This window comes from Rhizobium sp. NZLR8 (genome assembly GCF_019685025.1).
Classification (GTDB): Bacteria; Pseudomonadota; Alphaproteobacteria; order Rhizobiales; family Rhizobiaceae; genus Rhizobium.
The window spans coordinates 1-26156 of the sequence record NZ_JABDVY010000022.1 but is presented as its reverse complement, the minus strand read 5'-3'; the positions used below and the strand labels follow the sequence as shown (position 1 = coordinate 26156).

29 protein-coding genes, 1 tRNA gene and 2 pseudogenes are annotated in these 26156 nt (G+C 60.3%); 13 read left to right on the top strand and 19 right to left on the bottom strand.

Annotation, left to right across the window (positions count from 1 at the left end; translation table 11 throughout):
• Nucleotides 1–221 precede the first annotated feature (221 nt).
• Nucleotides 222–898 (bottom strand): annotated as a pseudogene (locus HJB89_RS30965) (IS5 family transposase).
• Nucleotides 899–1029: 131 nt separating this feature from the next.
• Here HJB89_RS30965 and HJB89_RS30960 point away from each other — a divergent pair.
• The gene (locus HJB89_RS30960; RefSeq protein WP_221150918.1) at nucleotides 1030–1587 is read left to right on the top strand and encodes a hypothetical protein; all 558 of its coding nucleotides are present in this window, start codon (nucleotides 1030–1032) and stop codon (nucleotides 1585–1587) included.
• A 753-nt stretch (nucleotides 1588–2340) separates the two neighbouring features.
• Here the strand turns inward: HJB89_RS30960 and HJB89_RS30955 are convergent.
• Both HJB89_RS30955 and HJB89_RS30950 read right to left on the bottom strand, forming a co-directional pair.
• A complete protein-coding gene (locus tag HJB89_RS30955; protein ID WP_207584142.1) occupies nucleotides 2341–3090 on the bottom strand; it encodes a cytochrome c biogenesis CcdA family protein in 750 nt (249 codons plus the stop codon).
• Nucleotides 3091–3260: 170 nt separating this feature from the next.
• On the bottom strand, nucleotides 3261–4142 hold the full coding sequence (locus HJB89_RS30950; protein ID WP_207584143.1) for a GyrI-like domain-containing protein: 882 nt from the start codon (nucleotides 4140–4142) through the stop codon (nucleotides 3261–3263).
• 331 nt (nucleotides 4143–4473) lie between these two features.
• Between HJB89_RS30950 and HJB89_RS30945 the strand changes: the two genes are divergently transcribed.
• Nucleotides 4474–4549 (top strand) — tRNA-Lys (locus HJB89_RS30945).
• A gap of 201 nt (nucleotides 4550–4750) precedes the next feature.
• On the top strand, nucleotides 4751–4954 hold the full coding sequence (locus HJB89_RS30940; protein WP_207584144.1) for a CsbD family protein: 204 nt from the start codon (nucleotides 4751–4753) through the stop codon (nucleotides 4952–4954).
• A gap of 105 nt (nucleotides 4955–5059) precedes the next feature.
• Here the strand turns inward: HJB89_RS30940 and HJB89_RS30935 are convergent, their stop codons facing one another.
• Nucleotides 5060–5287 (bottom strand): hypothetical protein, encoded by a 228-nt coding sequence (locus tag HJB89_RS30935; RefSeq protein WP_207584145.1) that lies wholly within the window; start codon nucleotides 5285–5287, stop codon nucleotides 5060–5062.
• Between the two features lie 90 nt (nucleotides 5288–5377).
• Between HJB89_RS30935 and HJB89_RS30930 the strand changes: the two genes are divergently transcribed.
• Entirely contained in the window at nucleotides 5378–5548 is a 171-nt protein-coding gene (locus tag HJB89_RS30930) for a hypothetical protein (RefSeq protein ID WP_207584146.1), read from the top strand.
• 425 nt (nucleotides 5549–5973) lie between these two features.
• Here the strand turns inward: HJB89_RS30930 and HJB89_RS30925 are convergent, their stop codons facing one another.
• Nucleotides 5974–6432 (bottom strand): DUF3237 domain-containing protein, encoded by a 459-nt coding sequence (locus HJB89_RS30925; protein WP_221150941.1) that lies wholly within the window; start codon nucleotides 6430–6432, stop codon nucleotides 5974–5976.
• A gap of 107 nt (nucleotides 6433–6539) precedes the next feature.
• Between HJB89_RS30925 and HJB89_RS30920 the strand changes: the two genes are divergently transcribed.
• Both HJB89_RS30920 and HJB89_RS30915 read left to right on the top strand, forming a co-directional pair.
• Entirely contained in the window at nucleotides 6540–7397 is an 858-nt protein-coding gene (locus tag HJB89_RS30920) for a LysR family transcriptional regulator (protein WP_221150917.1), read from the top strand.
• Nucleotides 7398–7515: 118 nt separating this feature from the next.
• Entirely contained in the window at nucleotides 7516–9006 is a 1491-nt protein-coding gene (locus tag HJB89_RS30915) for an FAD-dependent monooxygenase (protein WP_221150916.1), read from the top strand.
• Between the two features lie 370 nt (nucleotides 9007–9376).
• On the opposite strand, the gene HJB89_RS30910 is transcribed toward HJB89_RS30915, so the two are convergent.
• The 3 genes from HJB89_RS30910 to HJB89_RS30900 form a co-directional block, all read right to left on the bottom strand.
• On the bottom strand, nucleotides 9377–10114 hold the full coding sequence (locus HJB89_RS30910) for a hypothetical protein (RefSeq protein WP_207584150.1): 738 nt from the start codon (nucleotides 10112–10114) through the stop codon (nucleotides 9377–9379).
• Between the two features lie 303 nt (nucleotides 10115–10417).
• Nucleotides 10418–10996: a Fic family protein gene (locus tag HJB89_RS30905; protein WP_207584151.1), complete on the bottom strand. Its 579-nt coding sequence runs from the start codon at nucleotides 10994–10996 to the stop codon at nucleotides 10418–10420.
• A gap of 3 nt (nucleotides 10997–10999) precedes the next feature.
• The gene (locus HJB89_RS30900) at nucleotides 11000–11209 is read right to left on the bottom strand and encodes a hypothetical protein (RefSeq protein WP_207584152.1); all 210 of its coding nucleotides are present in this window, start codon (nucleotides 11207–11209) and stop codon (nucleotides 11000–11002) included.
• Between the two features lie 843 nt (nucleotides 11210–12052).
• Between HJB89_RS30900 and HJB89_RS30895 the strand changes: the two genes are divergently transcribed.
• Nucleotides 12053–12346: a DUF982 domain-containing protein gene (locus HJB89_RS30895; RefSeq protein ID WP_207584153.1), complete on the top strand. Its 294-nt coding sequence runs from the start codon at nucleotides 12053–12055 to the stop codon at nucleotides 12344–12346.
• A 93-nt stretch (nucleotides 12347–12439) separates the two neighbouring features.
• Here the strand turns inward: HJB89_RS30895 and HJB89_RS30890 are convergent, their stop codons facing one another.
• Nucleotides 12440–13267 (bottom strand): nickel-binding protein, encoded by an 828-nt coding sequence (locus tag HJB89_RS30890; RefSeq protein ID WP_207584154.1) that lies wholly within the window; start codon nucleotides 13265–13267, stop codon nucleotides 12440–12442.
• Between the two features lie 385 nt (nucleotides 13268–13652).
• On the opposite strand from HJB89_RS30890, the gene HJB89_RS30885 reads away from it, so the two are divergent.
• The 3 genes from HJB89_RS30885 (at nucleotide 13653) to HJB89_RS30875 (ending at nucleotide 14469) form a co-directional block, all read left to right on the top strand.
• Entirely contained in the window at nucleotides 13653–13910 is a 258-nt protein-coding gene (locus HJB89_RS30885; protein WP_207584309.1) for a DUF982 domain-containing protein, read from the top strand.
• Between the two features lie 122 nt (nucleotides 13911–14032).
• Nucleotides 14033–14203, top strand: a complete 171-nt coding sequence (locus HJB89_RS30880) for a hypothetical protein (protein ID WP_010069037.1) — start codon at nucleotides 14033–14035, stop codon at nucleotides 14201–14203.
• Nucleotides 14203–14469 (top strand): hypothetical protein, encoded by a 267-nt coding sequence (locus HJB89_RS30875; protein WP_207584155.1) that lies wholly within the window; start codon nucleotides 14203–14205, stop codon nucleotides 14467–14469. Before HJB89_RS30880 ends, HJB89_RS30875 begins: the two co-directional genes overlap by 1 nt.
• A gap of 127 nt (nucleotides 14470–14596) precedes the next feature.
• On the opposite strand, the gene HJB89_RS30870 is transcribed toward HJB89_RS30875, so the two are convergent.
• Nucleotides 14597–16093 carry an FAD-dependent oxidoreductase gene (locus tag HJB89_RS30870; RefSeq protein ID WP_221150915.1) on the bottom strand — a complete coding sequence of 499 codons (1497 nt, stop codon included), beginning with the start codon at nucleotides 16091–16093 and terminating at the stop codon, nucleotides 14597–14599.
• 44 nt (nucleotides 16094–16137) lie between these two features.
• On the opposite strand from HJB89_RS30870, the gene HJB89_RS30865 reads away from it, so the two are divergent.
• Nucleotides 16138–16650 (top strand): MarR family winged helix-turn-helix transcriptional regulator, encoded by a 513-nt coding sequence (locus HJB89_RS30865; protein ID WP_207584157.1) that lies wholly within the window; start codon nucleotides 16138–16140, stop codon nucleotides 16648–16650.
• A 25-nt stretch (nucleotides 16651–16675) separates the two neighbouring features.
• Here the strand turns inward: HJB89_RS30865 and HJB89_RS30860 are convergent, their stop codons facing one another.
• From HJB89_RS30860 to HJB89_RS30830, 7 genes are all read right to left on the bottom strand, one after another.
• On the bottom strand, nucleotides 16676–17065 hold the full coding sequence (locus tag HJB89_RS30860; protein WP_221115941.1) for a RidA family protein: 390 nt from the start codon (nucleotides 17063–17065) through the stop codon (nucleotides 16676–16678).
• Nucleotides 17066–17119: 54 nt separating this feature from the next.
• Nucleotides 17120–17701 (bottom strand): NAD(P)H-dependent oxidoreductase, encoded by a 582-nt coding sequence (locus HJB89_RS30855; protein ID WP_207584159.1) that lies wholly within the window; start codon nucleotides 17699–17701, stop codon nucleotides 17120–17122.
• Nucleotides 17701–19107 carry an FAD-binding oxidoreductase gene (locus tag HJB89_RS30850; protein ID WP_207584160.1) on the bottom strand — a complete coding sequence of 469 codons (1407 nt, stop codon included), beginning with the start codon at nucleotides 19105–19107 and terminating at the stop codon, nucleotides 17701–17703. The genes HJB89_RS30855 and HJB89_RS30850 overlap by 1 nt, the downstream gene beginning before the upstream one ends.
• Before the next feature lies 1 nt (nucleotide 19108).
• Nucleotides 19109–20422 (bottom strand): cytosine deaminase, encoded by a 1314-nt coding sequence (locus HJB89_RS30845; protein WP_221150914.1) that lies wholly within the window; start codon nucleotides 20420–20422, stop codon nucleotides 19109–19111.
• Nucleotides 20422–21285 (bottom strand): ABC transporter permease, encoded by an 864-nt coding sequence (locus HJB89_RS30840; protein ID WP_259669482.1) that lies wholly within the window; start codon nucleotides 21283–21285, stop codon nucleotides 20422–20424. Before HJB89_RS30840 ends, HJB89_RS30845 begins: the two co-directional genes overlap by 1 nt.
• A complete protein-coding gene (locus HJB89_RS30835) occupies nucleotides 21285–22109 on the bottom strand; it encodes an ABC transporter ATP-binding protein (protein WP_207584162.1) in 825 nt (274 codons plus the stop codon). The genes HJB89_RS30840 and HJB89_RS30835 overlap by 1 nt, the downstream gene beginning before the upstream one ends.
• A gap of 66 nt (nucleotides 22110–22175) precedes the next feature.
• Nucleotides 22176–23192 carry an ABC transporter substrate-binding protein gene (locus tag HJB89_RS30830; protein ID WP_221150913.1) on the bottom strand — a complete coding sequence of 339 codons (1017 nt, stop codon included), beginning with the start codon at nucleotides 23190–23192 and terminating at the stop codon, nucleotides 22176–22178.
• Between the two features lie 182 nt (nucleotides 23193–23374).
• Here HJB89_RS30830 and HJB89_RS30825 point away from each other — a divergent pair, with 182 nt between their 5' ends.
• The gene (locus HJB89_RS30825) at nucleotides 23375–24325 is read left to right on the top strand and encodes a LysR family transcriptional regulator (RefSeq protein WP_207584164.1); all 951 of its coding nucleotides are present in this window, start codon (nucleotides 23375–23377) and stop codon (nucleotides 24323–24325) included.
• Nucleotides 24326–24341: 16 nt separating this feature from the next.
• Here HJB89_RS30825 and HJB89_RS30820 read toward each other — a convergent pair whose 3' ends face one another.
• Nucleotides 24342–25139 (bottom strand): creatininase family protein, encoded by a 798-nt coding sequence (locus HJB89_RS30820; RefSeq protein ID WP_207584165.1) that lies wholly within the window; start codon nucleotides 25137–25139, stop codon nucleotides 24342–24344.
• A gap of 257 nt (nucleotides 25140–25396) precedes the next feature.
• Between HJB89_RS30820 and HJB89_RS30815 the strand changes: the two genes are divergently transcribed.
• A complete protein-coding gene (locus tag HJB89_RS30815; RefSeq protein ID WP_207584166.1) occupies nucleotides 25397–25876 on the top strand; it encodes a DUF2938 domain-containing protein in 480 nt (159 codons plus the stop codon).
• Nucleotides 25877–26053: 177 nt separating this feature from the next.
• Here the strand turns inward: HJB89_RS30815 and HJB89_RS30810 are convergent.
• Nucleotides 26054–26156, bottom strand: a pseudogene (locus HJB89_RS30810) (IS110 family transposase); the annotation flags it as partial.

Sequence of the window (26156 nt, the reverse complement as noted above, 5' to 3'; positions counted from 1 at the left end):
CCCGTAGTGAAATTGTTCACGGTTGCGCACTGTTTGAGACCTCTAGATATTCTTCGGCGGTGCGCCAGCTTGCAATGTGCATGGGAAAGTCCAGCGCCTTTCTGTAGCTGAACGTTGCAGATCTGGTTCCCAGACTTTTGGCGTCGCAGCGAGGACAGGCGGAAGAAAGCGTGGTCGGTGCTTTCACTCCGGAGCCACTAAGAGTCGGATTCCAAAAGGGGTCAACGATATCGATATCTTGCGAGGCGTCTTGTGAGCATGCGGATGTGGGCGATTGTGATCCACGCTTCTGCTGATGCGACGGTTTTTTCGAAGTCCTTGGCCAACCTGCGGCATCGACCAAGCCATGCGAAGGTCCGCTCGACGACCCAGCGGCGCGGCAGGATTTCAAAACCCTTGGCCTTGTCGGAACGTTTGATGATTTCGAGTGTCCATTTCCCGATTTTCTCAGCCGCTTTTTCAGCTTGTCGCCCGCATGGCCGCCATCGGCGAAGACATGAAGCAGCCATGGCCATCGGTTCCTGATGGATTTCAGGAGATCGGGAGCGCCGTCGCGATCCTGAATATCGGCACTGTGCACCATGAGGCCGACCATCAGCCCGAGTGTATCGACGATGATGTGGCGCTTGCGACCCTTGATCCTCTTGCCAGCATCAAAGCCTCGGATACCACCGCTTTCCAAAAGTACGTGATGCGCATGGACACGTTGGATGGCGCCCAAACAGAAGCGCGCATCGAGTTCAGGGTGTGCGACGAAGCACTGGATATCCTCGAGGTAAGCACAGGCGCAGCTCACTGATCGGCGCCGCGCAAAGCAAATCCGCCGCCAGTGTTGTGCTGACGGCGGATCGGGGTCGTGAGGTGAATTAGGCTGCTTCGGGCTCGATGGCCGTCCCATCCGATGCGTTTCGTCACGTCCAATATTCAAGGATACGGCCACGCTCACCACAACCTGCTCGTAAACGGTGCCTACGAGAATGGTGTGCGCTGGCGGGGCACGGCGCAAACGCCGGCGGAAATCGGCTTGTCGTGAAACAACTTGCGGCAACATTTATGGATAAAGCTGGGCAGTATCTCTCCAAGATCGGAGAACGGCTGATACTGTTGCAATCGACAGGCTTGGCGGCGGTCGCAATGTTAGTGTCTTACGCTTACGGACGTGCAAATTACACGCCTGCTGGAACCCAATGCGCTCCTTATTCGAAGTTCATGCAATTCGACCCATCGACCTGCCATAAGATACCCGCCGTCATTGTCTACCCGGAGCCTTGGCTCGATATGCTCGTTGCCGCGATCGTAGGAACGGTCATCCTTGGCATGATCGCCGCGACAATGGACCGGTCGGTGTTTGTCAGATACCTCTTCTGCGGCTGGCTCACATTCTGCGCTGTCATCGCAGTTTCAGGATATTTCAACTACTCCGGCATGGGTCAGTTTCCTAGCGCCTATTTCGTGGTCTACCCGGCTACGCCCGTCATCGCGTTCGGTGTTGCAGCAGCGGGTGTCGCTTCAATCGCGAACGTTGTGCTCAGGATAAGAGCCAATTTGTGTTTCGGCGTGCAAAAATTGGATGCCGATAAGGGGTGAATTTTGGACGCCGATTGACACCCGGATTACGATCGCATTCTGGGACTTCCAGATCAGCCGTCCAGCGTGACGGAGTTGGGAAATCAGCACGCGGCGGTGGCACGAGACATTCTGTCCGGTAGCAACTCGGCGCCAACCTTTGCAGACGGCGTCTACCTGCATCGGTTGCTCGATGCGGCCCAAATGTCGGTGACGCAGGCAGGCAGGCGGGTCGAGGCTCCTTACGTCCTGCCTGCGAACATCGGTTCCCTGCGCCAGTTTGAGCGCTTCGTCGAGGAAACGGTGAGAGCGATCGCGTCGGTAGTTTGCAGAATTTGGGGGGAAAGCAGGCTGCTACGCACTCGCGTAGCCTCTGCTGGTACGACCGCCTTTCGACTAGAAGTCGTTGAAGCTCGTGTCCCTTTCCTCATCGGCTCCTTAGGCGGAGCCGATGGCAGCTCAGGGACTTCGTCGACTCAATCTAGCCAACGCTAGATCGAAGATCGCGGACGCCAGAAGACTGGTGATTGGATCTGGCTTGAGAGACAGATATGGACATTGGCCGGGATTACGAGACGAATTTGGACATTCCGGAGCAGGAAGTCGGCAAATGCGAGAACGAATATGCACGTCCGTACAAACGACGCAATTAAACGCCCCCGCTGACCTCTGACTTTTTTAAGAGAGCAATTTGCACCGAATTGTGGGCGCCGCGCTATTTCTGAGGAGCCCACGCACCTGCTGCCATAGCCGAGAAAATCGGCAACTGGACGCCTAGCCGATCTGCATCAGAATCGGGAAGGTCTGCTGAAACCAGATGGCCACGTCGCTGACCCATCCGAACAGGAAGGCAAGGCCGGTCAGCACCAGGAAGACACCCATCACCTTTTCCACCGTGCCGAGATGCCGGCGGAAGCGCGACAGGAAGCGCATGAAGGCGCCGGAAAATCCGGCGGCGATCCAGAAGGGGATTGCCAGGCCGAGGGAATAGACGGCAAGCAGCCCGGCGCCGGAGCCGACCGTCTCGCGCGAGGCGGCGACACCGAGGATCGCGCCGAGCACAGGGCCGATGCAAGGCGTCCAGCCGAAGGCGAAGGCAAGGCCCATGACATAGGCCCCCGTCAGCGTCGCCGGCTTGCCGCCGCCTTGGAAACGCGCCTCGCGGGCAAGGACCCCGATGCGGAAGAGGCCGAGGAAATTCAGCCCCATGACGATGATAATCAGCCCGCCGAGCTTCGATAACAGGTCGAGATGCTGGCGAAGCGCCATGCCGATGCCGGAGGCGCCGGCGCCGAGCGCCACGAAGACCGTGGCAAAGCCGAGCGTGAACAGCAGGGCGGAGAACAACACGCCGCGCCGGACATCGGGCGCGACGGCAACCGCACCGCCGCCACGGAACTGCTCGACCGAAATGCCGGCCATATAGCAGAGATAGGGTGGGACGAGGGGAAGCACGCAGGGCGAAAGAAAGGAAAGCGCCCCGGCAATCAGCGCGCTCCACAGGGAAATATCGGCAATCGACACACATTCTCTCCGGCTGCAATCTGCATGATGTTCCTAGCTTTGCGAGGCCGGGATTGCCAATCACCTTTTTGCGCTTTGCTTAGCCTCGAACCGGTAGAGACGGAGAATGGGCGGATAATGGCCCGTAGATTTCCCAGCGATCGGGAGCGACAGGCCGCGGCCATAGAATGCTATTTCAGCGGCAAAAACAGTTCCGCGACCGCCTCATGCTCCGCCACCTCCGGAAAGAAGCTCAGCCGCTGGCAATAGATCGGGAAGTCGCGTGCTTCCTCGCCGCTCACCGGAAGCCAGTCGCGATAAAGATAGAGCGCGGCGGGCTCCAGATTGTCGGTGTTGCCGACGATGCGCAGCACCGCGCAACGTCCGCCGGGGATTTCGCCGGCCTTGACCTGCGCGCCGTTCGGCTCGATCGGTTGGTCGGTCCCGACACAGAGGTCCACGCTGTAATCGGCAGGCGAGGCAGGGCGCCGCTCGGACCGCCAGACATTGAAGGTCGGATTTGTCTTGGGGTGCAGGCCGGCGGCCTGGCGCCAGGCGATGAACCGCTGGATGGTGGCGCCGAGCGTCGCCGGGTCGCCCCGATGCTCGATAATCGCCACCGGTGTCGGAGGCACATTGCGAATCGTCACGTCGTCAGTGGTAAAAGTCTTCTGCATGCGCTTGCTCCTTGCGTTGTCGAGGGGCCCGAAGGCCGCAAGCCACGGCTCCCAGTCGGGAGATTTCCGGAACGACGAAGGCGATTGCCCGAACCGTTGCCGAAAGGCGCGGGCGAAGGCATCAGGTGCATCGTAACCGGCATCCATCGCTATATCGGTGACACTTTGGGCATCCCTGTAGGCCAGCCGGTGCGAAGCGCGCTTCATCCGGGCAAGCTGGATATAACGATACACGGATAGACCGAAGGTCGCCGTGAACTGCCGGTGGAAATGAAACTTCGAGAACGCCGCAACACCGCTCACCGTTTCCAGGTCCAGATCGTCGTCCAGATGCCGATCTATGTAGTCAAGCACCCGCTGCATCCGGTCATGGTAGTTTTGAAGCGCCGCCTTCATCGTTCCGTCCTCCGTGGCAGCATGAGATAAGCGCATGCCGACATGACGCGCTCGACCGATCTTGCGGTTTTGTCATGGGTCGCAGAACCTTGCCAAGGATTTTGGAGATGATGCTCGCATCCGCCGCCGCGCGCCTTTGAGGCTGCAGCCTGGATATGTGCCTTGCCCCCGCAAGATATTTACCTTGGCCCTTGGCCCCGCAAGATGTGCATTGCTCGCGCAAGAAATGTGCCGACTGCCGGAAAAAGCCGAATTTTTCGGTTGACCGCAATGGGTCGCCTGCCTATGTTCCGCCCACTTCCAGCCGGGGTGCTTCACACCCGCGGAGCGGGAGAGCGTAGCTCAGCTGGTAGAGCAACTGACTTTTAATCAGTAGGTCTCGGGTTCGAACCCCGACGCTCTCACCATTTCTAATCTTCAATATGACTGCCGCTAGCTGAGATCAGCAGTCAAAGGCGTCGCTGCTGTCGCGCACATGCACGTATGGTCTGGAAGGCAATCACAGCCAAACGCAGAATCACGCGACGGTTCAAAAATCAGCTTCGTCACAGGAACCAACTTCCACTGCGGTCCGTTTTCTTCTCACCAACATATAGGAGAAATAGATCATGGATTGGAATCGTGTCGAAGGAAATTGGAAGCAGGCGAAGGGCAAAATCAAGGAGCAGTGGGGCAAACTCACTGACGACGATCTCGACCAGATCGCCGGCAAGCGGGATCAGCTGGAAGGCAAGATCCAGGAGCGCTACGGCATCGAAAAGGACCGTATCAGAAACGATGTCGATGATTGGTATGGCCGCCAGACTTGGTAATTACCTCAACAAAAGCCCGGTGAAAGCCGGGTTTTTGCCGTCGAAGGAGCTGAGGTGGAACCAGCTCCGCGAGGTTCCTTTGGAGCGATCAAGTCGGTCGGATGTTCATGAATATCCCCCAAAAGCCAGGAGAAGTGCGCCGACGGCGATAACGGCCAGAGCTGGCCAGTTCTGGGATATCCCGAGGAACCTGAGGCCTTGGCGCCGTGGTTCCAGCGTGCTGCCGCCTTGCGGCATGTGATGCGGATCGCTCGGTCTTCGACCAAGCGCCGACGAAAACAGAAAAACAAAGCCGCCGATTATGAGAGCGGCACCGATCAGGATTGCCCACATGGTGGCCTCCGCTAGTAACAGGGATTTTGGGTAAACCGGATTCGGACCTGTTCGTTCCGTGAAAGACTGCTGAGCAATCCTGGAGATCCCATGGACAAGACACCGAAAACGGCGATCCGCGGAATGATGTTGTACCTACTCGCTCTTCTCGTCCTGGGCGTTCTGGCCGGCGCCGCCTACACAATCTATGGCCATCCCGCCGATCCGTCTGAGCGACCAGCGGCTGAGACGATTCCGCAAAAAGCCACGGCTCCGCAGTAAAGCACATCACACCAACTATTTATTGATCACCCTTCGAGAAGAAACGGTGACCCGGGAAAGCACTTGCCACATCGGCTTCCCACCCGGTCAGGTCGTGTTGAAGCGCCCGGGTTCCACGGCAAGAAAGCCGCAAGCGGCAAGCAACATCGCTTTGGAAAGCAAGGCAGAAATTCCTGTCGCAAGTCGTTCCAACCAGTAGGGATCTTTATTTATAGGGAGAACAACCTGCGACACGGAATCAGCCTCTGCTGAGCGAAGCCGTTGCGGCATTATGTTGCCCAACGCCGATGGCACATCCAAAGCATGTCGCGCAAAAGTGTGCAGCGGTTTTCCCAGGCAAAGCGCGAAGCGCTTTTGCCGCAACGACATGCGTAAAAACAAAGACCTAAAGCGCGAGGAGCGAATCTGAAAGATCGCGACGCGCTTTAGAGAATTTCAAATACGTCATACTCAACGCCGCCCGGACACCGTCCGCCCTGCGCAACCGCGACGATTTGGTTGAGCCACGCGTGCCGTGGCGCGGCCGTCTCGAAATAGGGCGTTGTCCGCAGATAATATTCGGAGGTGTCGACCGTTTCGCCGAGCGCCAGACGCTCGTCAACGGCCGGGGTGGAGCGCCTGATGCCGCGATAGGTCATCAAGATCAGATCGCCGTCATCGGCGACGAGCAGGAGCCTGGCATCCTGCTGAAACGTGCCGTCTGCACGCGCAAGCAGCAGATCGGAGCCGATCAGCGGCGACACTTCGCCTTTCAGGCGCTCGCCCTCAAAATATCCACCGGAAACGGAAAATATGCGGCGGCCTCCGGCCGGCGTCTGGCCGAGCTCCAGGGCCGGATGAAGTGTCATGAAAAGTCTGAATAAGGGCCGAGATTGCAGGGTCATGTCAGATCGCCTATTGTTGACTTCAACCCTAGCTACAAGCGCTCTGTCCCCAAAACGCGCTTTGCTTGTGAGCATCACAAGAAAAACTCATCAAAAGCGAAGAGATCATGCGGCCGCCGTTGGAGTCCTTGCGAATTCTGGAAGCGTGCGTTTCTGCCGGCAGCTTTGCCCGTGCGGCCGAGCGTTTATGTCTCACCCCAGCGGCAGTCAGCCTGCGTATCCGGTCGTTGGAGACCGAACTTGGTCAGCCGCTGTTCCAGCGTGCCGGGCGCCGCGTTGTCCCGACGGCTGCTGCCGCTGTTCTGGCGGGTCGAATTCGGGCTGCATTGGATGGCATCGCCGGCGCGCTTGATGCGTTCCAGGCGGCCATGCCACCGCTCCGGCTGACGGCGCCTCCGACATTCGCCTCGCGCTGGCTCGCACCGCGGCTGTCCCGCTATCACTCAGTGGGAACATCACCGATCGAGGTCGACGTCTCCGCCGATATTCGCGATCCCAGCGCATTTGACGTCGCCATACGGACGGGGCGTGGCGGATGGGAAGGGCTTGACGAATATCGGCTCGCTCCGGTTGAGGCAACTCCGATGCTGGCGCCCTCACTGCTTGGAACGAGAACCCTGCACGGGCCGGATGAGCTGACGGATTTCGAGCTTTTGCCGCATCCGGATTGGCATGCCTGGTTCCAGGGCGCTCAATGCGAGACGCCGCCGGCTCTGCGGTTTGCGATGGTCGATTATCCCACGCACGAATTGGACGCCAGTGCGGCGGTGGCAGGCGTCGGCGTGGCGCTGTTGTCGCCGTCCATGTTTCGACCGCTTTTGGACAAGGGAGTGCTGATCGCACCCTTCCCATATGTGCTGACCGGGCCGGCCTGGCATTTCGCGTTAATGCGCACCGGCGACTCCCGCCTCGCGCCCAGGCAGCTCTGCGCATGGCTTTGTGAGCGGGCTCACGAGCCAGCCTGATAGGGAACAACCTGCGGCAGGCAAGATCGACAGCAGGCCAGCCCATCAATTTGGCTTCCCGGAAGCAATTGAGCCTCTATATCGCCCTCGGAAGTCGGAACAGAGGAGTTAGCGGACGATGGAGCATGCAGTCGTTATTGCCGGAGGGGGGCCGACCGGCCTGATGCTGGCGGGCGAATTGGCCTTGGCGGGCGTCGATGTCGCGATCATCGAACGCCGGCGGAACCAGGAGATCGTCGGTTCGCGCGCCGGCGGTCTGAGCGCGCGCACGCTCGAGGTTCTCGACCAGCGCGGCATCGTCGAGCGGTTTCTGGCGGAGGGCCAGATCGCCCAGGTCACCGGATTTGCGGTCACGCGGCTGGATATCAGCGATTTTCCGACCCGGCATAATTATGGTCTGGCGCTGCGGCAGAAGCATATTGAGCGCATTCTGGCCGGATGGGTCGGCGAGTTGCCGGTGCCGATCTATCGCGGCCGCGAACTGACGTCCTTTCAGCAGGACGACACCGGCGTCACCATCGAACTCTCCGATGGGGCTTCGTTGAGGGCAGGTTATCTCGTCGGCTGCGATGGCGGCCGCAGTCTGGTTCGCAAGATGGCCGGCATTGAATTTCCAGGATGGGATGCGACGACGAGCAACATTCTCGCCGAGGCCGAGATGGAGGAGGAGCCGCCACTTGGCGTCCATCGCACCGCGCTCGGCATGCATGCCTTCGGCCGGGAGGAATATGAAATTCGCGACGGCAAGGTCGTCTTTGCCAGCGAAGGTCCGATCAATGTCATGGTGACGGAAAAGAATGCCAGCGCCACGAGCGAACCGACGCTCGGCGATCTCAAAGAAGGCCTGATCGCCGCATGCGGAACGGATTACGGAATCCATGGTCTGACCTGGATTTCCAGGTTCACCGACATGTCGCGGCAGGCGTCGGCCTACCGCAAGGGCCGCGTTCTCCTGGCTGGCGATGCCGCGCATGTGCATTCTCCGGTGGGCGGGCAGGGCCTCAATACCGGTGTGCAGGATGCCGTGAATCTGGGCTGGAAGCTGGCCCAGGTGGTGAAGTGCATATCGCCGGAAAGCTTGCTCGACACCTACCACGCCGAGCGCCATCCAGTGGCCGCCCGCGTGTTGCGGACGACGATGGCACAGGTCGCCTTGCAACGGACCGATGACCGAACCGAAGCCCTGCGGGACGTGGTCTTGGAGCTGCTCGCCATGCAGGAGCCGCGCAAAAGGATCGCCGCCGAAATGTCCGGCCTGGCCATCCACTACGACCTTGGCGACGGGCATCCGCTGCTCGGCCGCCGCATGCCCGACCTCGACCTCACCACGCTCGATGGCCCCTTGCGCGTCTATACGCTGCTCCAAAATGCGCGGCCGATGCTCGTGAATCTCGGCACGCCCGGCAGTCTCGACATCACGCCGTGGTCAGACCGCGTCCAGCTGGTTGACGCCGGCTGTGATGGTGCGTGGGAGCTGCCTGGGCTGGGTGCGGTCTCTGCACCGACTGCAATTTTGATCCGACCCGATGGCTATGTCGCGTGGGTCGGTGAGGGGACGCAGGATGGTCTGCGCGAGGCGATGAACACCTGGTTCGGAGCGCCAGGCTGAAAATCGCAAGAAGCTAAAGCATGTCGCGCAAAAGTGTGCAGCGGTTTTCCCAGGCAAAGCGCGAAGCGCTTTTGCCGCAACGACATGCGTAAAAACAAAGACCTAAAGCGCGAGGAGCGAATCTGAAAGATCGCGACGCGCTTTAGGNGCTATGTCGCGTGGGTCGGTGAGGGGACGCAGGATGGTCTGCGCGAGGCGATGAACACCTGGTTCGGAGCGCCAGGCTGAAAATCGCAAGAAGCTAAAGCATGTCGCGCAAAAGTGTGCAGCGGTTTTCCCAGGCAAAGCGCGAAGCGCTTTTGCCGCAACGACATGCGTAAAAACAAAGACCTAAAGCGCGAGGAGCGAATCTGAAAGATCGCGACGCGCTTTAGGCGGCAAGCGAGATCGAGACGCAATCCGATAGCATCTCGGCCTCCGGCATCGGTTTGCCGCGACGCTCCCATGTCCGGCGGCTGATGCCGAAAGCCTCCCAGGGGCGCGCTTGGCTGAAAGAATTGGCGAGATAATCGGCTCTGGGAAGCGCGCCTGCGGCACGGCGTTGCTGCTCTTTCCGGCTTCGGTCCCGCTGCCGCCGCCTTTGTTTTTGAAGTTTTGCTCTTTTCCCTTTCGGCACATCGAAGGCCCCGATCGTGCGGATATCGAGGGCGCAGCGCTCCGAGTAGCTCAAATGCAGAGCGTGGCCGAGCGCGTCGGCCGACAGCGAGGAAAACCGCACCTTCGTTCTCTCGTAGATCACGTCCTCAATGTCGGCTTTCCCAGCCCAAGGCAGCCAGCGTGCCGCCCAGCCGAGAACCACGTCGACAAACGCTTCCTTGAATTCCACGAGGGCGAGGCTGGCGATCACCTCGACATAGATCAATGCGTCATCCGCCTCGGGCACGATGTCGCCATGGCGATGCCTTATCAATTTCTCGATCTCGCGCATCCGGCCGCGGAAGTGGTTCCAGCGGCCGCCCCGCGCGCGGCGCTGCACGGCCTTGTAACCCAGCAGGCAGTCGCCAACTTTGATGGCTGAAACTTCCCGGGCAAACCCATCCGGCTGATCGGATTTTGCAGCCCGCTTCCTGGATTGAGTCGCGTCATCTGCGGCAGTAGGACGATCCATCGATTTCCCTCACGATCGGCTCCGGGAGGCCGAAACGCTTGACTGTAAAGGACGTCGAGGGGGGTGATCCACACATCATTCGGTGGATCGTCAACAAAACGGGCATGAATCCCGGTGCGACCCCGATGCTTCACCATGGTTTTTCGAAGGGCGTGCGAGATTGCTTGTTTGTCGCGAGGAGTTAGTCGCGATCGAATAGCCGCGTTCCGAACTCAGGCGGGCAATTCACGAACCGCCGCCTTCAACCCACCCATCGCGACACGTCGCCAACGCCCGCTGCGGTCCTTTTGTCGGGCAGTAAGCCTAAATCATTCGCCGGATTTCGTTGACAAGAGGTGCCAGCTCGCGGTGGAAGCTTTTGATCATCGCTTGTAGAAACGGCCCAGGGCGTAGTTCGCCTTCATCGACCTCATATCCTGCATTGCGCGCCAGCATCGTGAGGAAGACCAGCTGGATACGTCCATTGCCCTCACGGAATGGATGGATCGCGTTGATTTCCCCCAAAAACCATGCGGAACCTTCGGCAAAGGCGTCCTTTGTTTCGGCCGTTGCGAGATATCCGCGGCTTGCCAATTGAGCAAACAGTCGTTTGGCCTCCGCCTCGATGTATTCGGGAAAACCGAACCAGTTGTCACCCTTGCCTGTGCGGATGGTACGAATATTCCCGGCCCAGCCGTATACATCCTGGAAAAAATGGTAGTGTAGCGCGCCATAATGCGCGAAATCCAAGTTGCCGTTCGGGAGGGATTCCGTGGCACGAGAGTCGAACATGAGCTGCTCGAATTGGTCAAGCTGATCCTGATCTTCGATATCGGCTTTATTGACCAGGACGTGAGTGCCCGGATAACAGAGCGGGTCCTCGACGGCATTGTAGCGGACCACCCGTCAGACTTTCTTGAAAGCTTTGACTATCTCTCGGCGGTAAGCGTCCCCCTTAAGGTCGCCGGACGTCAGTTTCTGCGACAGCGCCTTGGAACCGGCACTCAGCTTCAAACCTTCGACCTCGGCAAATTTCGCCGCCTTCTTTTCACCGATCGGACGTGTGACAAATCGACCGGATTCAGCAGGCCGACCTGATTTCGTTTCTTTTGTCATATCGCATCGTAACATCCAGCCAACCCTCACGCGATCATAATTATCGGAGCCGCGGCCAGATTCGTCCGTCTGTCGCCGCGAGGACAAACCGGTCGAGCCGCCACAACTTCCGTCAGTGACGTCTTACTCAGCGAAAGCCGAAGAAACTCAAAATCGCGAGCACGATAACGACAGCGCCGACAAGCCAGATCAAATTGTTCATTGGGAACCGTTCTCCTGTTTGAATTGAGCCAACCGTGACCCGTTGACCTAACTGCGGGCGGGGCTTGCGGTTCCCTAACCATTCCCGTTGCTGCAGCGCGCCTCACGACGCGGTGATACCGCGGCTGCTCTCCTGGGAAGCGGGGTTCAGCAGCATCTCGCACTTCGGCGGCCCGGCAATCTCAGCGAAGCGCTGAACGAATGTCGGGCGCCAGCGCCATCAATAACTGCACGAGCGCGCGTTACCGGGCCTGAAGCCACCCGCGCATGCCGGGTTTACCGATGTATCCCGTTGATACTGAAAATCTTCGCGATCGTGCTTGCTGGGCGAGGTGCAGGAAGACGTGATCGCAGACACACCGATCAGCATTCCGGCAGCCACCAATGTGAGAAATCGATTCATTGAACGTCTCCTTGCGAGGTTGATCCTGGTCACAATCTACCATGCCGTCACGTTAGCTTGTGGAGCCTTGAAGCTAGATCGCTGATCAATTCACTCAAGATAATCTGATCGAGCTATTCTGTCATTATGGAAGTAGTTGCCGATGGTTTCAGCGAAAAACAGCCGTTTTTGTCTTGAATAAATTATGGTTTTTCAGTAATATTATCCCATAAAAAAGTAATATAAATGGGAGGAATACTATGAATGAAACTCGGTTCGATCCGGTTTTGCTTCATCGTCAGCATTTCATCGCTGAGATCACGTGTCTCGATGAAATCTTCGATATTCTCGGTGAATGGCCGGAGGACAAGCGAGGTCTGGCATATGACACGCTGTTGAAGGCGTGCAGAGACACGGCCAGCGGCCGTTTCCCGCTGAGTGCTGCGCGCGAGAATTTCCGGCGGTTTCTGAAGATGTCGGGTGTGCTGGCCAAGGTCGAGGGCGCCCCCAAATTCGAACAGCTGATGGGCGATCGAAATATCGGCAATGCCTGATGATACTGAGTAGGCAGGGGCGCGCCGTCACATCATGTGCGGCGCGTCTTGCGTTCGATGTCGGCTGCCCCGCCCTCGCCACAAAGCGTCACGTCAAGCATGCCCGCCATTCGCCCATTCGCATCGGAAGACCATCATAGGCTTCGAAAACCCCTTGAGCCGACGGCGCGTGGCGTGGCCGAAGAGATCGGCGGCACCATACTCCCGGAAAATATTCTCCGAGACGAGAATCTGGTCGCTGGCGGCAACCGCACAAAGGCGCGCCGCAAGCTGCACCGTCGATCCGAAGAGGTCATTGCTGTCCTCGACCGGCTCGCCGCAATCAAGCCCGATGCGGATGTGGATCGGCTCGGCGTTTCCGCCGTTGTAACGCTTGAATTCCTGCTGGATCGTCATGGCGCATTCGACGGCGGCTGATGTGGCGGAAAAGGCGGCCATGATGCCGTCGCCGGTGTGTTTCACTTCCCGGCCTGACGTTTGGCCAAGGCATCGGCGCACGATCGCGTCATGGGCTCTCACCATTTCGGTCCCTATGCGGTCGCCGAGCCGCGCCGTCATCTCGGTCGATCCGACGATATCGGTGAAGAGGATTGCCCGGTGGCCGGGATCCACCTGCGCCGAGGATTGGCCAGCCGCCGGCTCGAGGTCATGAATTCGGCCGAGAAAAGCCTCGACCGCAGACAACGCGACCTCGACGATCTCGTTGGCGACGAAACCGTGCGCATCGCGATGCACACATTGGGCGGTCTCCATGTCAGGCGCATCGACGAGACAGAAGACGGTCCCGCGCTGCTGGTCGAACCAATAGGTGAGAAATTTGACGTCGTAGCGATCCTGAATGTCGAGATCCATGCGGTGCGCCCGGGCAACGTCGGCCGCCGACGTTCCCTCGAGAAAGTGCCGGTCCATGAAGATAGGCATCGCGCGTCCTCCCAGAAGGGATGGCATTGTACGATCTGGATGCGGCTGCGTCCACCTTTGGGACAATCAATATCCGATCATTTCGGCCTGTTGCTTCCAGAAATGCCAATGAAATCCTGTCAGTTCTATAGAATACTAGGGAAGAGATTGATTTTAATGAGTAGGTTCGGGAGGGAAAGCCTGATATTTACCATAATCTGTCGTTTGATAACTGATCGCCGGGTTCTCTGCGCCGATCGGGACGGTTCAAAGGTTGCATGTTCTCAAAGCGCCTGGCTGGAGGGACGAGGAGACATAGTTGCCCCGCAGGCGAGCGGCCCGCCAACGGCACGCAAATTGCATTGTTACTGGTACGCTCACCGAAATTGGGAAAAGCTGTAGCAAAGTGAGACAGACGGCACATTTTCGACCGGTCGGCTTGGCCTCAATAGGGCTCGGCCATTATGCCGTTATTAACTCTGTGTGGGATGCCGCGCGCACGCTGCTGCACGATTGGCCAGTAGACGACGGCGAAGAATATTTCGAAGCCGTGAAATCCTGCCTGGATGCGATCATCGGCGATCTCCCGCCGGATGAGGTGCGGGCATCCTTCATCAGGGCTGCGCAGGAAGCCGGCATCGCCGTCATCGAAGCTGCGGACTGAACGCCCGCCGTGTTTCTACCCCAGGCTCCGGCCTGATCCCGTTGAACACCCAAATCCCTCCCGACTTGACTTTTCCGGCCGAGGTTCTATTTTAGAACAAATCAGGAACATCGGAGATGGTCATGACGCATACGGAACAGGTGATCGCCAACGCCCTAGCTCTTGTCGAAGCGTCCCGCGCGGCGCGCGAGCGGGATCAGCTGCGGCGCGCCGCCTGGCAGAGAAAGGTCGAACTCAGCCGGCCGCTGCCGCCCTTGCCACGCCCGGTTCAATTGCCACTGGCGCTAAACTGATGCAGCCGGCAAAGATCTTGCAACCCGAGCCGGCTTGGCCCGATTCAGCGCGGCCCGATCCGGCTTGGCCCGATACAGCTTGGCCAGATCCGGCGTGGGAAGTCGAAGCCGTGCTTGCCTGGCATGACGACAATGCCAAGGCGGCGATCCGCTCGCTGCTCGACGACTGCAAACATCTGCGCCAGCAACTGGCGCTGGCGGAGAGAGCGATCAGCCGGGGAATGACCCGCGGTTGGACGCCGCGATACGAGCGCGACGCCCTCTGAAACATTTGCGCTGCGCGCCATTGGGGATCGGCGATCCGCCTGGCGGCGGGGCGACCGGCAGCCTGGAACGGGATGGTTTCAGGCCGGGTCCGCCTCAAATAGAATTCTGCTCCAAGCGGCTCAGGCATCATGTTCCAAGGCCGACATTTGCCAGATAGGCATCCAGCGCCAAGGCATCAGACGATCCGACGATGGCGCCGACATACCCGTCCGGGCGCACGAGCGCCCAGTCACCTGGGGTCAGAGCGTAGGCGTCACGGAAGTGCCCGGCTTTATCAAGGATATCGCCGCGCCGGCCGATCCTGTGGATGTGCAATCCGCTGCGCGGCGGCACAGTGACTTGCTCGACCTCGTAGCCGAGCAGCGTCCAGTGCGCGCCGCTGAACAGTTCGAACAGCCGTCTCGGCTGGCCGGCCGCACCCGTGAGCGGCGCATCCGGCGCGCGGTCGCCCGCCAGCAGGCCGCCGCGGCGCTCCGGCTTTTCCAGCGCGATGGAGGATTCGGGATAGCCGATATCCAACTGATGGACCTCGCGGCCGCGCCGCATCTCGCCCCGCTTGAGTTGGTCGAGAAGATCTGTGGCAAGACCCAACATCGCCGCGGCGACCGGGCGACGCTCTTCCTCATAGCTGTCGAGCAGTGCATCAGGGCCGCCGGCGACGACTGCAGCCAGCTTCCATCCGAGATTATAGGCGTCCTGAACGCTGGTATTGAGGCCCTGTCCGCCGGTCGGCGGATGCGTATGGGCAGCATCGCCGACCAGGAACACGCGGCCGAGCCGGTAGCGATCGGCAAGCCGGGCGTTCATGGTGAAGGCCGAAGCCCAGGAGACCGAGTGGACGTGAATATCGTCGCGGCCGGTGCGCTCCGCGACCAAGGCGGTCAACCATGAAGCGGAAAGGTCGATCTCGCCTTCGAGCGGAATGGGTCCCTGGATCTGGAACAGTTCCGTTCCCGCGAGCGGGCAAAGTGCGATCTGTCGCCGCATGTCGCCTTCGCCGAAGCGATGCCAGGCGTCGCGCTCCAACCCCGTCAGCATGACATCGGCGACGATGGCGCGCACGCCGAGCGTCTTGCCGGGAAAACCGATATCAAGCGCGTGGCGTACGAAGCTGCGCCCGCCATCCGCGCCGATGAGCCATCGCGCCTGAATAGTCTCTTCGCCAAATGGTCCCGTGAGCCGCGCCGTCACGCTTGCCTCGTGCTGTTCGAAGCCGATGAGTTCGCATCCGAACTCCGGCTGGTGCCCCAGTTCGAGCAGGCGATCGCGCATCACGCCTTCGGTCAGGAACTGCGGCACCATCAGCGGAAGATGGTAGGGCTCGGCGGGCGTCGGCTCCCCACGCAGCACGGCTTCGGATTCGCTGAAGATTCCGTCGTCGCGATATTCTCGCTGCAGGGGATAGGCGCCGCCGAGCGCGACGATCTGGTCGAGAATGCCGAGATCCTCGAAGACCTCCTGCGCTCTTGGCTGAATTCCCTTGCCGCGGGAGCCGCGGAACGGGTCGTTCAATTTCTCGATCAGGCGGAAGGATACGCCGCGCCGCGCCAGCTCGATCGCCAGCGTCAGCCCGGCCGCGCCGGCGCCTGATATCAGCACGTCGACTGAAGAATTCTGTGTCATTGCGATCTCCATATGTGTATTATGCACATAATAGGAGAATGGATATGGCGTCAACAAAAAACGTGCAAAATACACATATGTCCGAAAGGTTGCGCGAGTTGCATAGGGCATTGATCGAGATCGTCAGCGTCATGAACCGGCCCCAGCGCGATGAGCAGATGGTCCGCGAGGCCGGTATTTCGCTCGATCGCGCCCTGTTTCCGCTGCTGGTCACGGTGGAACGGCTTGGTCCGATCGGGGTGGTCGAACTTGCCGATCGCGCCGGGCGTGACTACACCACCGTCAGCCGCCAGGTCGCCAAGCTTGAAAGTCTTGATCTGGTGGAGCGCCGCGGCAGTACTGCGGATCGTCGCGTGCGCGAGGCGGTGATAAGCCCGAAGGGCAAGGCGATGACCGATCGCATCGACGCCGCGCGCGAGCGCATGGGCCGCGCCATCTTCGAGCGCTGGGACGAGCACGACTTCAATGAACTGGTGCGGCTGATGCGGAAGTTCGCCCGTGATATTAGTGGCGATATCGGCAATGGCGCCGAGGAGCCGCAGACAGAAGGCGGCTGACCGGCGGACGACCCGAGAGGCCATGTCAAAGCACTTTGGCGGCCGTGACTTCGACTTCCACGAGGAATTCGGGGCGGGTGAAGCCGCTGATGATGATCAGCGTCGAGGCCGGCTTCGGATCGAGTGTATAGCGATCGCGCATGGCCATATAGGCAGGGAAATCCTCACGCTTCGTCACGAAGCCTGAGATGCGGATGACGTCGGCAAAACTCATTTCCGCCTCGGCGAGAATTGCTTTGATGGCCTCGAAGCAAAGTTCTGCCTGTGCGCCGATATCTTCCGGCACTTTCTCGTCGAGACCGATCCCGAGCTGCCCCGAGGTCACGAGCAGCGAGGCCCCGGCCGGCACCAGCAGCCCGTGATTGTAATTTCCGAATGGACGACGGACAGACGCCGGATTGAAAATCTTCTTCATGGGCATTCCTTGCTTCAATGAGGATGCTACCACGACCAACCACCCGGTCGGGTCTTAAAACCGCTCCATCGCCATCTTTACCTTCTCCAAAAACCTGGCCCGGGTTTCCGGCGTGCAGTTGTTCATGTCGTAATGGGCAAGAAAGGTGACCGGCCGCAGCGGATTGATCTGCGCCCTCAGCACACGCTTGACGATCTTCTTCGGCGGGTTGCCGGCGGCGAAGGCGCGAAACGGCGTCGCGCCGTATGTCAGCACGGCCGCGAGTTTCCTGATGTGGCGCAGCCGCGATTCCACCTTGCCGTCGACCAACTCGAAGGAGACGCCAGGAAGCCAGACGCGGTCAAAATAACCCTTCAGGATCGCCGGAAAACCGAAATTCCAGATCGGCGTCACCAGCACCAGCGCTTCGGCCTGCTTCAGCCGCTCGACATAGGATTTCACCAGCGCGGTATTGCCGGGATAATCGTGATAGGCGAGCCGGTCGTGGCGGGAGAGCACCGGATCGAAATTCTCGGCATAGAGATCGCACGCATCCACCTCGTGACCGGCCTCTCGCAGGCTTTCCAGCGTCTGTTTGTAGAGCGCCTTGCCGTAGCTTTCCTCGACCGGATGCGAATGAAGCACGAGAACTCTCATTAGGCCTCCATGACGCTCGCAAGCCCGGGGAAGAGATAATTCTTGCCGGCATTGAAATCGAAATCGGGATTCTCCCAGGCGATCATCTTGCCGGGGTTCAATAGCCCTCTCGGGTCCGTTTCCTGCTTGAAGGCGAGCTGTACTTTGTCGGTGCGCTTCATGCCGCCTTCCTCTAGCGTATAGCGATGCGGATTGAAGATCGGGCAGCCGTGATCCTGGTGGATCTTGATGATCTCCTCGAGGCGCTCCTCCGTGGTATAGCGCACCAGCGGCAGGCCGGAGCATTGGATCTGCCCGTCGAACCTGATGAATTCGAGATGTCCAGGCACTTCGTCGCCGAAGATCTCGACCATCTTGGCAACCTTGGCGACGTGATCCGGGCCTGGATACTGAACCTGCAGATAGGTGAAGCCGGGATCGACCTTCAGCGCACGCAGCGTCGTGTGGTTCCAGGCAAGCTCATAGGCATGCGGAATACCTTTCATGCTTTCGACCGTGTCGGAGCGGAAGATGATCTCGCCCTTGTTGGCGGCGGCAAAGGCGAGGAAAGCGTCCATCGAATGCGGCGCGATCATCAGCACCACCACTGACTGGCCCTTGCTGATATAGGGCCTGTGGCGGGTGAAATAGTCGTGCGGGATCGGTGCCGCGATCGGCGCGATTTCCTTGACGAGGATGCCGTTGCATTTGGCCAGCGCATCCGAGAAGCGCACCGATGCCATGAAGTCGTCATAGCCGACAAGCACGTCGACCCAATCATAGGCAGGGGCGAGCGGCATTTCGATTTCGGTGATGATCCCGTTGGTGCCGTAGGCATGGCTGACCTTCTGCAGGTCCCAGCCAGTCAGGTCGAGCACGCGCGGCTCGGCCTCCATGGTGACGACGCGCAGACGCAGGATATTGCCGAGATCGCGCAGACCGCCCCAGGTGATCGACCCGACGCCGCCGGAGCCGCCGGCGATAAAGCCGCCGACCGTCGCCGTCTGCGCCGTCGACGGGTGGAAGCGCAGCTCCTGGCCGGAATGCGCTTTGGTCTGCTTGTCGAGCTGGGCAATGACGATGCCCGGTTCGCAGACAACCCGGCCGGGATGGATTTCCTTGATTTTGTCCATGGCGGCAAGGTTGAGCACAATGCCGCCGGAAAGTGGCATGGCCTGGCCGTAATTGCCGGTGCCGGCACCGCGCGGCGTTACCGGCACGCCGTGCGCGAAAGCGACCTTCAGCGCCCGGATGACCTCTTCTTCGTTTTTCGGCGTGACGACGAGATCGGCCGTGACATTGTCGAGCTGCGCCTTCAGGATCGGCGAATACCAGTAGAAATCGCGGCTTTTCTGACGCACCAGCGCCGGATTGTCCTCGACGGCGATGCCTTCGAGTTGCTTTTTGATCGTCTGATAATCCGGCATGTCAGGCTCCAACGACGCTGTCGAGTTCACGGTAGTCCGGCAGGCTGCGGTCGATCACCTTGCCGCGGCGAAGCACGACGCGGTCAGACTGCGGACGGGAAAGAAATTCGCTCCAGCGCCGGGCGCTGAAGAGCACGAGATCGGCCAAGGCGCCAGCGGCGATGCGCCCCTTGTCGGGCCGGCCGAGAATATCCGCAGGCGAGGTGGTGACGACGCGCGCGGCCGTGTCTAGCGGATGATCGAGATGCAGAATGCGCACCGCCTCGCGCAACACCTCGACCGGGTCGAGATCACCATACGCATAGAAGGGATCACGCGTATTGTCGGAGGCCACTGCCGTCGCAACGCCGGCCGCCGCCAGTTCCTTGAACAGGGTGACGCCGCGCCAGCGAGGCGTCCGGCCGGGGTAGCGGTCCTGCAGATAGAGGTTGCACATCGGCAGCGAGACGATGGAAAGGCCGGCTTTTGCGACGAGCTCGACCGTGCGTTTTGCCGTCTCCTCGTCCTGCCTGGCGAGCGAGCAGCAATGGCCTGATGTCACCTTGCCGTCGAACCGATTGCGCAGCACGGCTTGTGCGATCGCCTTCAGCGTCTCGGCGGCAGGATCGTCGCTCTCGTCGACATGAAGATCGACGTCGAGGCCGTTATCGGCGGCAGCCCTGAAAAGCACATCGAGTTGGCTGTCGAGATCGGCGGTCATCCGGGTGACGCCGCCGATCAGCCCGCCTTTTTCGCGGACGACGGTGACCAGGTCGGCGAAATAGGTCGCGTCCACCATATTTTCCAGCGGGAAGAGCGCCACCGCCTGCAGCGTAATCCTGTCTTTCCAGGCCTCGCGCATCTCGGCAAAAACCTCGAAGGAAATACGGTGCTGCGGCGCCAGCGAATCGAGATGCGTGCGGATCAGGCTGGTGCCGTGCGCATAGGCCGAACGCAGCGAGAATTCCATGCGCTTGCTGACATCAGCCGCCGACCAGTGCGCCTCCCGGTCCGTCCGCACCGCGTCCAGGGCGCCGATGAAGGTGCCGTCGGGATTGGCGTTGCGCGGCCAGATATGCCCCTTGTCGAGATGGGTGTGCATGTCGGTGAAGCAGGGCCAGACCATGCCGTACTTCAGATCGGATCGTGGAAATTCCACCGGCGCTGCGCCCGCCGGCAGCAGCGCGGAGATGACGCCATCGGCGATGACGATATCCGCCTTGACCAGCCCGTCGATCGCCGGCGCGTCAAATCCCTCGACGGCGACGGCAGGCAGCGTCGCATTGCTCAGCACGAAGCGGCCGGCATTGGGCGGCGAAAGGAAGGAATAGGTCATCAGTTTTCTCGTTTCAGGCTGCTCTCATGCCAACGGTGCAGGGCGAGCCAGGAAATGAAGGAGGTGACGGCGAAGATCGCCACGCCAAGCAGGGAGAGCATCAGCAGCGCGGCGAAGAGGCGCGGAATGTTGAGCCGATATTGTGCTTCGAGCAGCCGGAAGGCGAGGCCGGAGCCGGCGCCAGCCGAGCCTGCCGCGAATTCTGCGACGACGGCGGCGATCAGCGCCAGACCGCCGCCGATCCTGAGGCCCGTCATGAAATAGGGTTGGGCGGCGGGCAGTTTCAGAAAGAGCAGCGTCTGCCAGCGCGAGGCGCCGTAAAGCTCGAAGAGGTTGATGAGATTGTGGTCGACGCTCTTCAGCCCCTGGACCATGTTCGAAAGGATCGGGAAGAAGGCGACGAGGAAGGCGCAGATCAGCAGCGCCACCTGGGTCGACGGCGCATAGATCAGGATCAGCGGCGAGATCGCCACGACAGGCGTCACCTGCAGGATGACGGCAAGCGGATAGAAGGCAAGCTCGATCCAGCGCGACTGCACCAGGAAGATCGCAAAGCCGACGCCGCCGACAAGGGCCAGCATCAGCGACAGGAAGGTGATCTTGGTGGTCACCCAGAGGGCAGGGGCAAGCGTACCCCAGTCCGTCACGAAAGCGTTTGCCACTGCGGCCGGACCCGGCAGGATATAGGGCGGCACGCCCGAGAGCTTCACATAGGCGTACCAGATCAGGATCAGCAGGCCGATAACGAGGAAGGGGATGGTGATGCGCAGGGCGAGATCGCGGCGCCTTGCGCCTGCGACATGGGGAATGGCATTTGCAGCAAGGTGAGGGAGCTGCGGCGGCGTATCAGTTTGGTCACGCATCAATGCTCTCCCGCCGCGTTGATTGCCCCGATCAGCGAAAGGGAGACCGTCTCACACGCCTTCCGGTATTCTTCCGAGGTGCGGTAATGCTCGTCGCGTTCCAGGCTGGTGGTCAGAGGAACATCGGCATGCACGCGTCCGGGCCTTGCCTTCATCACAACAATGCGGTTCGAGAGATAGGCGGACTCGAAGACCGAATGGGTGACGAAGATGACGGTGATGCCGGTCGCCTTCCAGAGCCGCAGCACGTCGTCGTTCAGCCTCTGCCGAGTGATTTCGTCAAGCGCCGCGAAGGGCTCGTCCATCAAAAGCAGCTTCGGTTTCGTAACCAGCGCGCGGGCGATAGAGACGCGCATCTTCATGCCGCCGGAAAGTTCGCGTGGATAGGCTTTGGCGAAATCCTGGAGGCCGACGGTGGTCAGCACCTGCATGATTTCTGCATGCGCTGACGCCTTCGAAATCCGCCTCAACCTCAGCGGCAGGTGGACATTGTCGAACACGTTCTTCCACGGCATCAGCGTCGGCTCCTGGAAGACGAAGCCGATATCGCCCTCCGGCAGGCCCTTCGAATTGATGCGCGAACTCGGCCAGCCGATCGTTCCCGACGTCACGTCGCCAAGGCCGGCGATGATGCGCAGCGCCGTCGACTTACCGCAGCCGGAAGGGCCGAGCAGGCTGACGAACTCGCCGCTTTCGACAGTGAGCGACATGTCGGAAAGGGCAACGGTGCCGCTGGAAAAGACCTTCGAGACCGACTGCATCGCGACCAGCGGCCGCTTGCGCGTCTCTTGCGGGGATCGGGCCTGGGCTTCTGCTAAGGGCATGCCTGTCTCATTAGGGGAGGATGGGGTCCGCCACCTCAGGCGGACCACCGGCCGACGTCGGAGGGCTTACTTCTTCATCGCCATTCCGGTGCTCTTGCAGACGAATTTCGTCGTGAAGGCCTTGGTGTAGTCGGTCTCCGGCTTGAACACCTTGATCGCCACCATCTCGTCGAAGAACGCCTTGTAATGCGCGTCGGTGATGCAGCCGATGCCCTTGTCCAGGCTGTCACCGGATTCGATGATGCCGTATTCCTTCATTTTGGCGATGGAGTAGGCGATCTGGCCATCCGTCATTTCAGGATTGTCCTTCTTGATCAGCTCGTTCGCCTTGCTGTTGTCGCCGTAGAGGTAGTTGTACCAGCCCTCGATCGAGGCATCGACGAAACGCTGGACGACATCCGGTTTGCTGTCGACCATCGTCTGCGTGGTGGTGATCATCGTCGAATAGGGCGAATAGCCGTTATCGGCGAGCAGGAAGACCTTCGGTTCGAAGCCGGCCTGCTTCTGGATCTCGTAGGGCTCGGAGGTGAGGTAACCCTGCTGGGCGGATTCCTTGTCGGCAAGGAATGGCGCGGGGCTGAAATTGTAGGGCTTGTACTGCTCGTCCTTGAAGCCCTTGTAGTTCGCCTTCATCCATTCGAAATAGGTGAGGTAACCGTCCTTGCCGAGAAACAAGGTCTTGAGCTTGGCGAGGTCCGCGAATTTGTCGATACCCATGTCCGGATGGGCGATCAGGACCTGCGGATCCTTCTGGAAGATCGCTGCGACGTCGACCAGCGGGATGCCCTGTTCGACAGCCGATATCTCGCCCTGCGGCCCACCCATGTAGAAATCGATCTTGCCGGAGATCAGCAGCGCGCTGTTGGCCGCGTTCGGGCCACCCTGGACGATGGTGACGTCGAGGCCGTGTTTCGCATAGGTGCCGTCGGCGACCGCCTGGTAGAAGCCGCCGTGCTCGGCCTGCGCCAGCCAGTTCGTGCCGTAGCTTACCTTATCGGCCGCATGCGCCGAGACAGCAGCGGCGAGCGCGCCGCCAAAGCCGATGAGCGCGGAAAAGACCGTATTCTTCAGTGCATTGGGCATGATCAGCGTTCCCCTTCTGAGTTCGGAACGCCCATTGCGACGCCCGATTTTCTTCATTGGAGCGATTGCTTTGCTCTTTGAAAAGCATCAAATTTCGTGCGCAATGATGCCTTTTCGGCATCTCATCAGAAGCCTGTGCCTAATTTGTGCTGTCTGCTTTAATTTTATGCAACGAGGTTGCGATGCTGCACTCCAGAAAGCTTATCTACATCAATGAGATCGCGCGCTCCGGCTCGATCCGCAAAGCCGCAGCGCGGCTGAACGTGGCGTCATCGGCGATCAACCGGCAGATTCTGGCGCTGGAGGAGGAAATGGGCGCTCCGCTCTTCGAGCGCCTGCCGCGCGGCCTGCGCCTGACGGCGGCCGGTGAACTCTGCATCGAACATATTCGCGAGGTGCTGAAGAATTACGAGCGGCTGGAGGGGCGCATCCGCAGCCTGAAGATGCAGCAGGCGGGCAAGATCCGCCTGGTCACCACGGTCGGCCTTGCCGCTGGGCCGCTGCCGGAGATCATCGCCCGGTTCCAGTCGGAACATCCGCGCGTCTTCATGCAACTGCGCAATGATGCCGGCACGACAACGGTCAATCCGGTGCTGTCGGGCGAGGTGGATATCGGCCTCGGCTTCAATATCCCGGCGACACCCGGCATTCGAACGCTCGGCAGTTTCGATATTCCGATCGGCGTGGTGCTGCCGCCCGGCCATCACCTGATCGGTTCGGGTCCGATCAACCTAGCCGATATCGTCCAGGAACGCCTGGTGCTGGCCCAGCAGGGCACCAGCCTGCGTGAAGTGATCAACCTGGCGCTGGCGCGTCTCGATGTGCATGTCGAGCCGGTGCTTGAAACCAATGCGTCGGAGATGCTGAAGAAGCTGGTCAAGTCAGGGGCGGGGCTGACGATGCTGAACCCGCTCGACGTCATTACCGAATGCCGGCAGGGCGAGCTCGTCTTCCGGGCGATTGCTGAACCGCACGCGCGCCAGCAGCCGATGAAGCTTTTTGCCCGCGCCCGTGCGCCGCTCGATTCCGCCACCAGCCTGTTCGTTGAATATCTGCTGGCCGAACTTGCCGGCCTCGTGCAGGAACTGCAGGCCAAGGGCCATATCGCGATGGAAAAGCCGATCACCCAGTAGGTCGCCCTGGCCGGCGCTATTGTGAATAAAGGTTGGAAAGCGGATAGCGCGTCAGGTCGTAAAGCAACTCGATGAAGCCCCTGACTTGATGGCGGCAGATCGCTTCGCCTTTTTTGACGGTTCCGAGCGAGGCGTCGCCGACGACGCCGTTCGGATTGAGGTCGTGGGCGATCCAGGCGAGCGAATGGGGCGGCAGCGGCTGGATGTATTTCGATTGCTCGCGCATCCATTCGGCCTTGGACGCAAAATTCTGCGCCTTGTCCATCCGCACCAGATCGGGGCGGAAATGGAGCATCAGCGAGGTCTCGACCTCGCCGCCATGGATGCCGTATTTCAACTCGTGCTCGCTGATCATGCCTTCGGGATGGCCGAAGCGGCCCCATTGCGTCGAGATGACGGCCATCTGGTAGCGGACGCGCAGCTCGCGCGCGACGATACTCATGATGTCGACATTGCCGCCATGCGAATTGACGATGACCATCTTGCGGATGCCGGCTTCGGCAACCTTGGCGCCGATCGCCGTCCAGACTGGAATGAGCAGCTCAGCGCCGAGCGACAGCGTTCCCGGTCCGTAGATATGTTCGTTCGCCTTGCCGATCTCTTGCGTCGGCAGAACCAGGAAATCGAGATCGTCAGGCTTCTGCTTTCGCAGTTCGGCCAGCATGCCGTTGGCGATCGCCACATCGGTCGCGATCGGCAGGTGCGGGCCGTGCTGTTCCGTCGAGGCGATCGGCAGGATGGCAATGGTCGTATTGGCCGAAAGTCCGGCGAAATCGGAGCTGTTCAGTTCGTTCCAGTAAAATGGCATTGCCATCGCCGCGCCTCTCATTGCCGTTTCGACAGTGAGTAGGAAATATCGCTGCACGCGAAAAGCATCAATTTGCGCCCGCACCGATGCCTTTTTGCGGATGATACAGCAACGAGGGCCGCGCAGAGGGCAGAGAGCGGGGGCAGGCGGTAACCATTGCATAAGCCCTGGATGCGGCTGGGAACTCACTGGAGCCATTGCGCCGGCGCGCCTGCAATGGTTTTCTAGCGCCTCTGCAATTCAACGCTCTCCGGTGATTCCCAATGTTCGATATTCTGTGGCGCGGCCTGGCGATCGGTGCTGGCGCAACCATCCTCATGGACCTCTGGGCGATCGTGCTCACCAAGGTTTTCGGCCAGACGGCGCCCAATTGGGCCCCGGTCGGCCGCTGGTTCTGGCACCTTCGCCGCGGCAAGGTCTTTCACGACAGCATCGCCGATGCCGAGCCCTATACGCATGAACTGGCGCTCGGCTGGATCAGCCACTACGCCGTCGGCATTCTCTATGGCTTGATCTTTGCGCTCATCATGGGGCAGGCGTGGCTGGCGGCACCGACATTTCTCCCCGCCTGGATCTTCGGTATTCTCACCGTCGGAGCAGGGTGGTTCCTGCTGCAGCCCGGCCTCGGCATCGGCTGGGCCGCATCGAAACATCCGACGCCGAACAAGGTGCGGTGCTTCAATTTGCTCGCGCATACGGTTTTTGCGCTCGGGCTCTACGGCACGGCGCTGATCATTCGCTGAGACTGAGGCCTGCCCCTCACCCAGCCAACCGGGGTCGAGCCACTCGTCTCGACCCGTCCTTCGGACCGCCGTAAAAAACGGGGAGAGGGGACGTGCCGTGCGAGAGCTAGCGGGGAACGGAGAGGTCGCGGCTTGTCCCCTTCGCCCCGTTTACGGGGAGAGCGACTGTCTTATTTGTCAAGCGTTTTGCCATGGTCGTCCGTCCCTGATGATGGCATTGAGGATGGTGAGCAGCTTGCGCATAGTTGCGACGGTTGCGACGATCTTGGGCTTGCCGGCC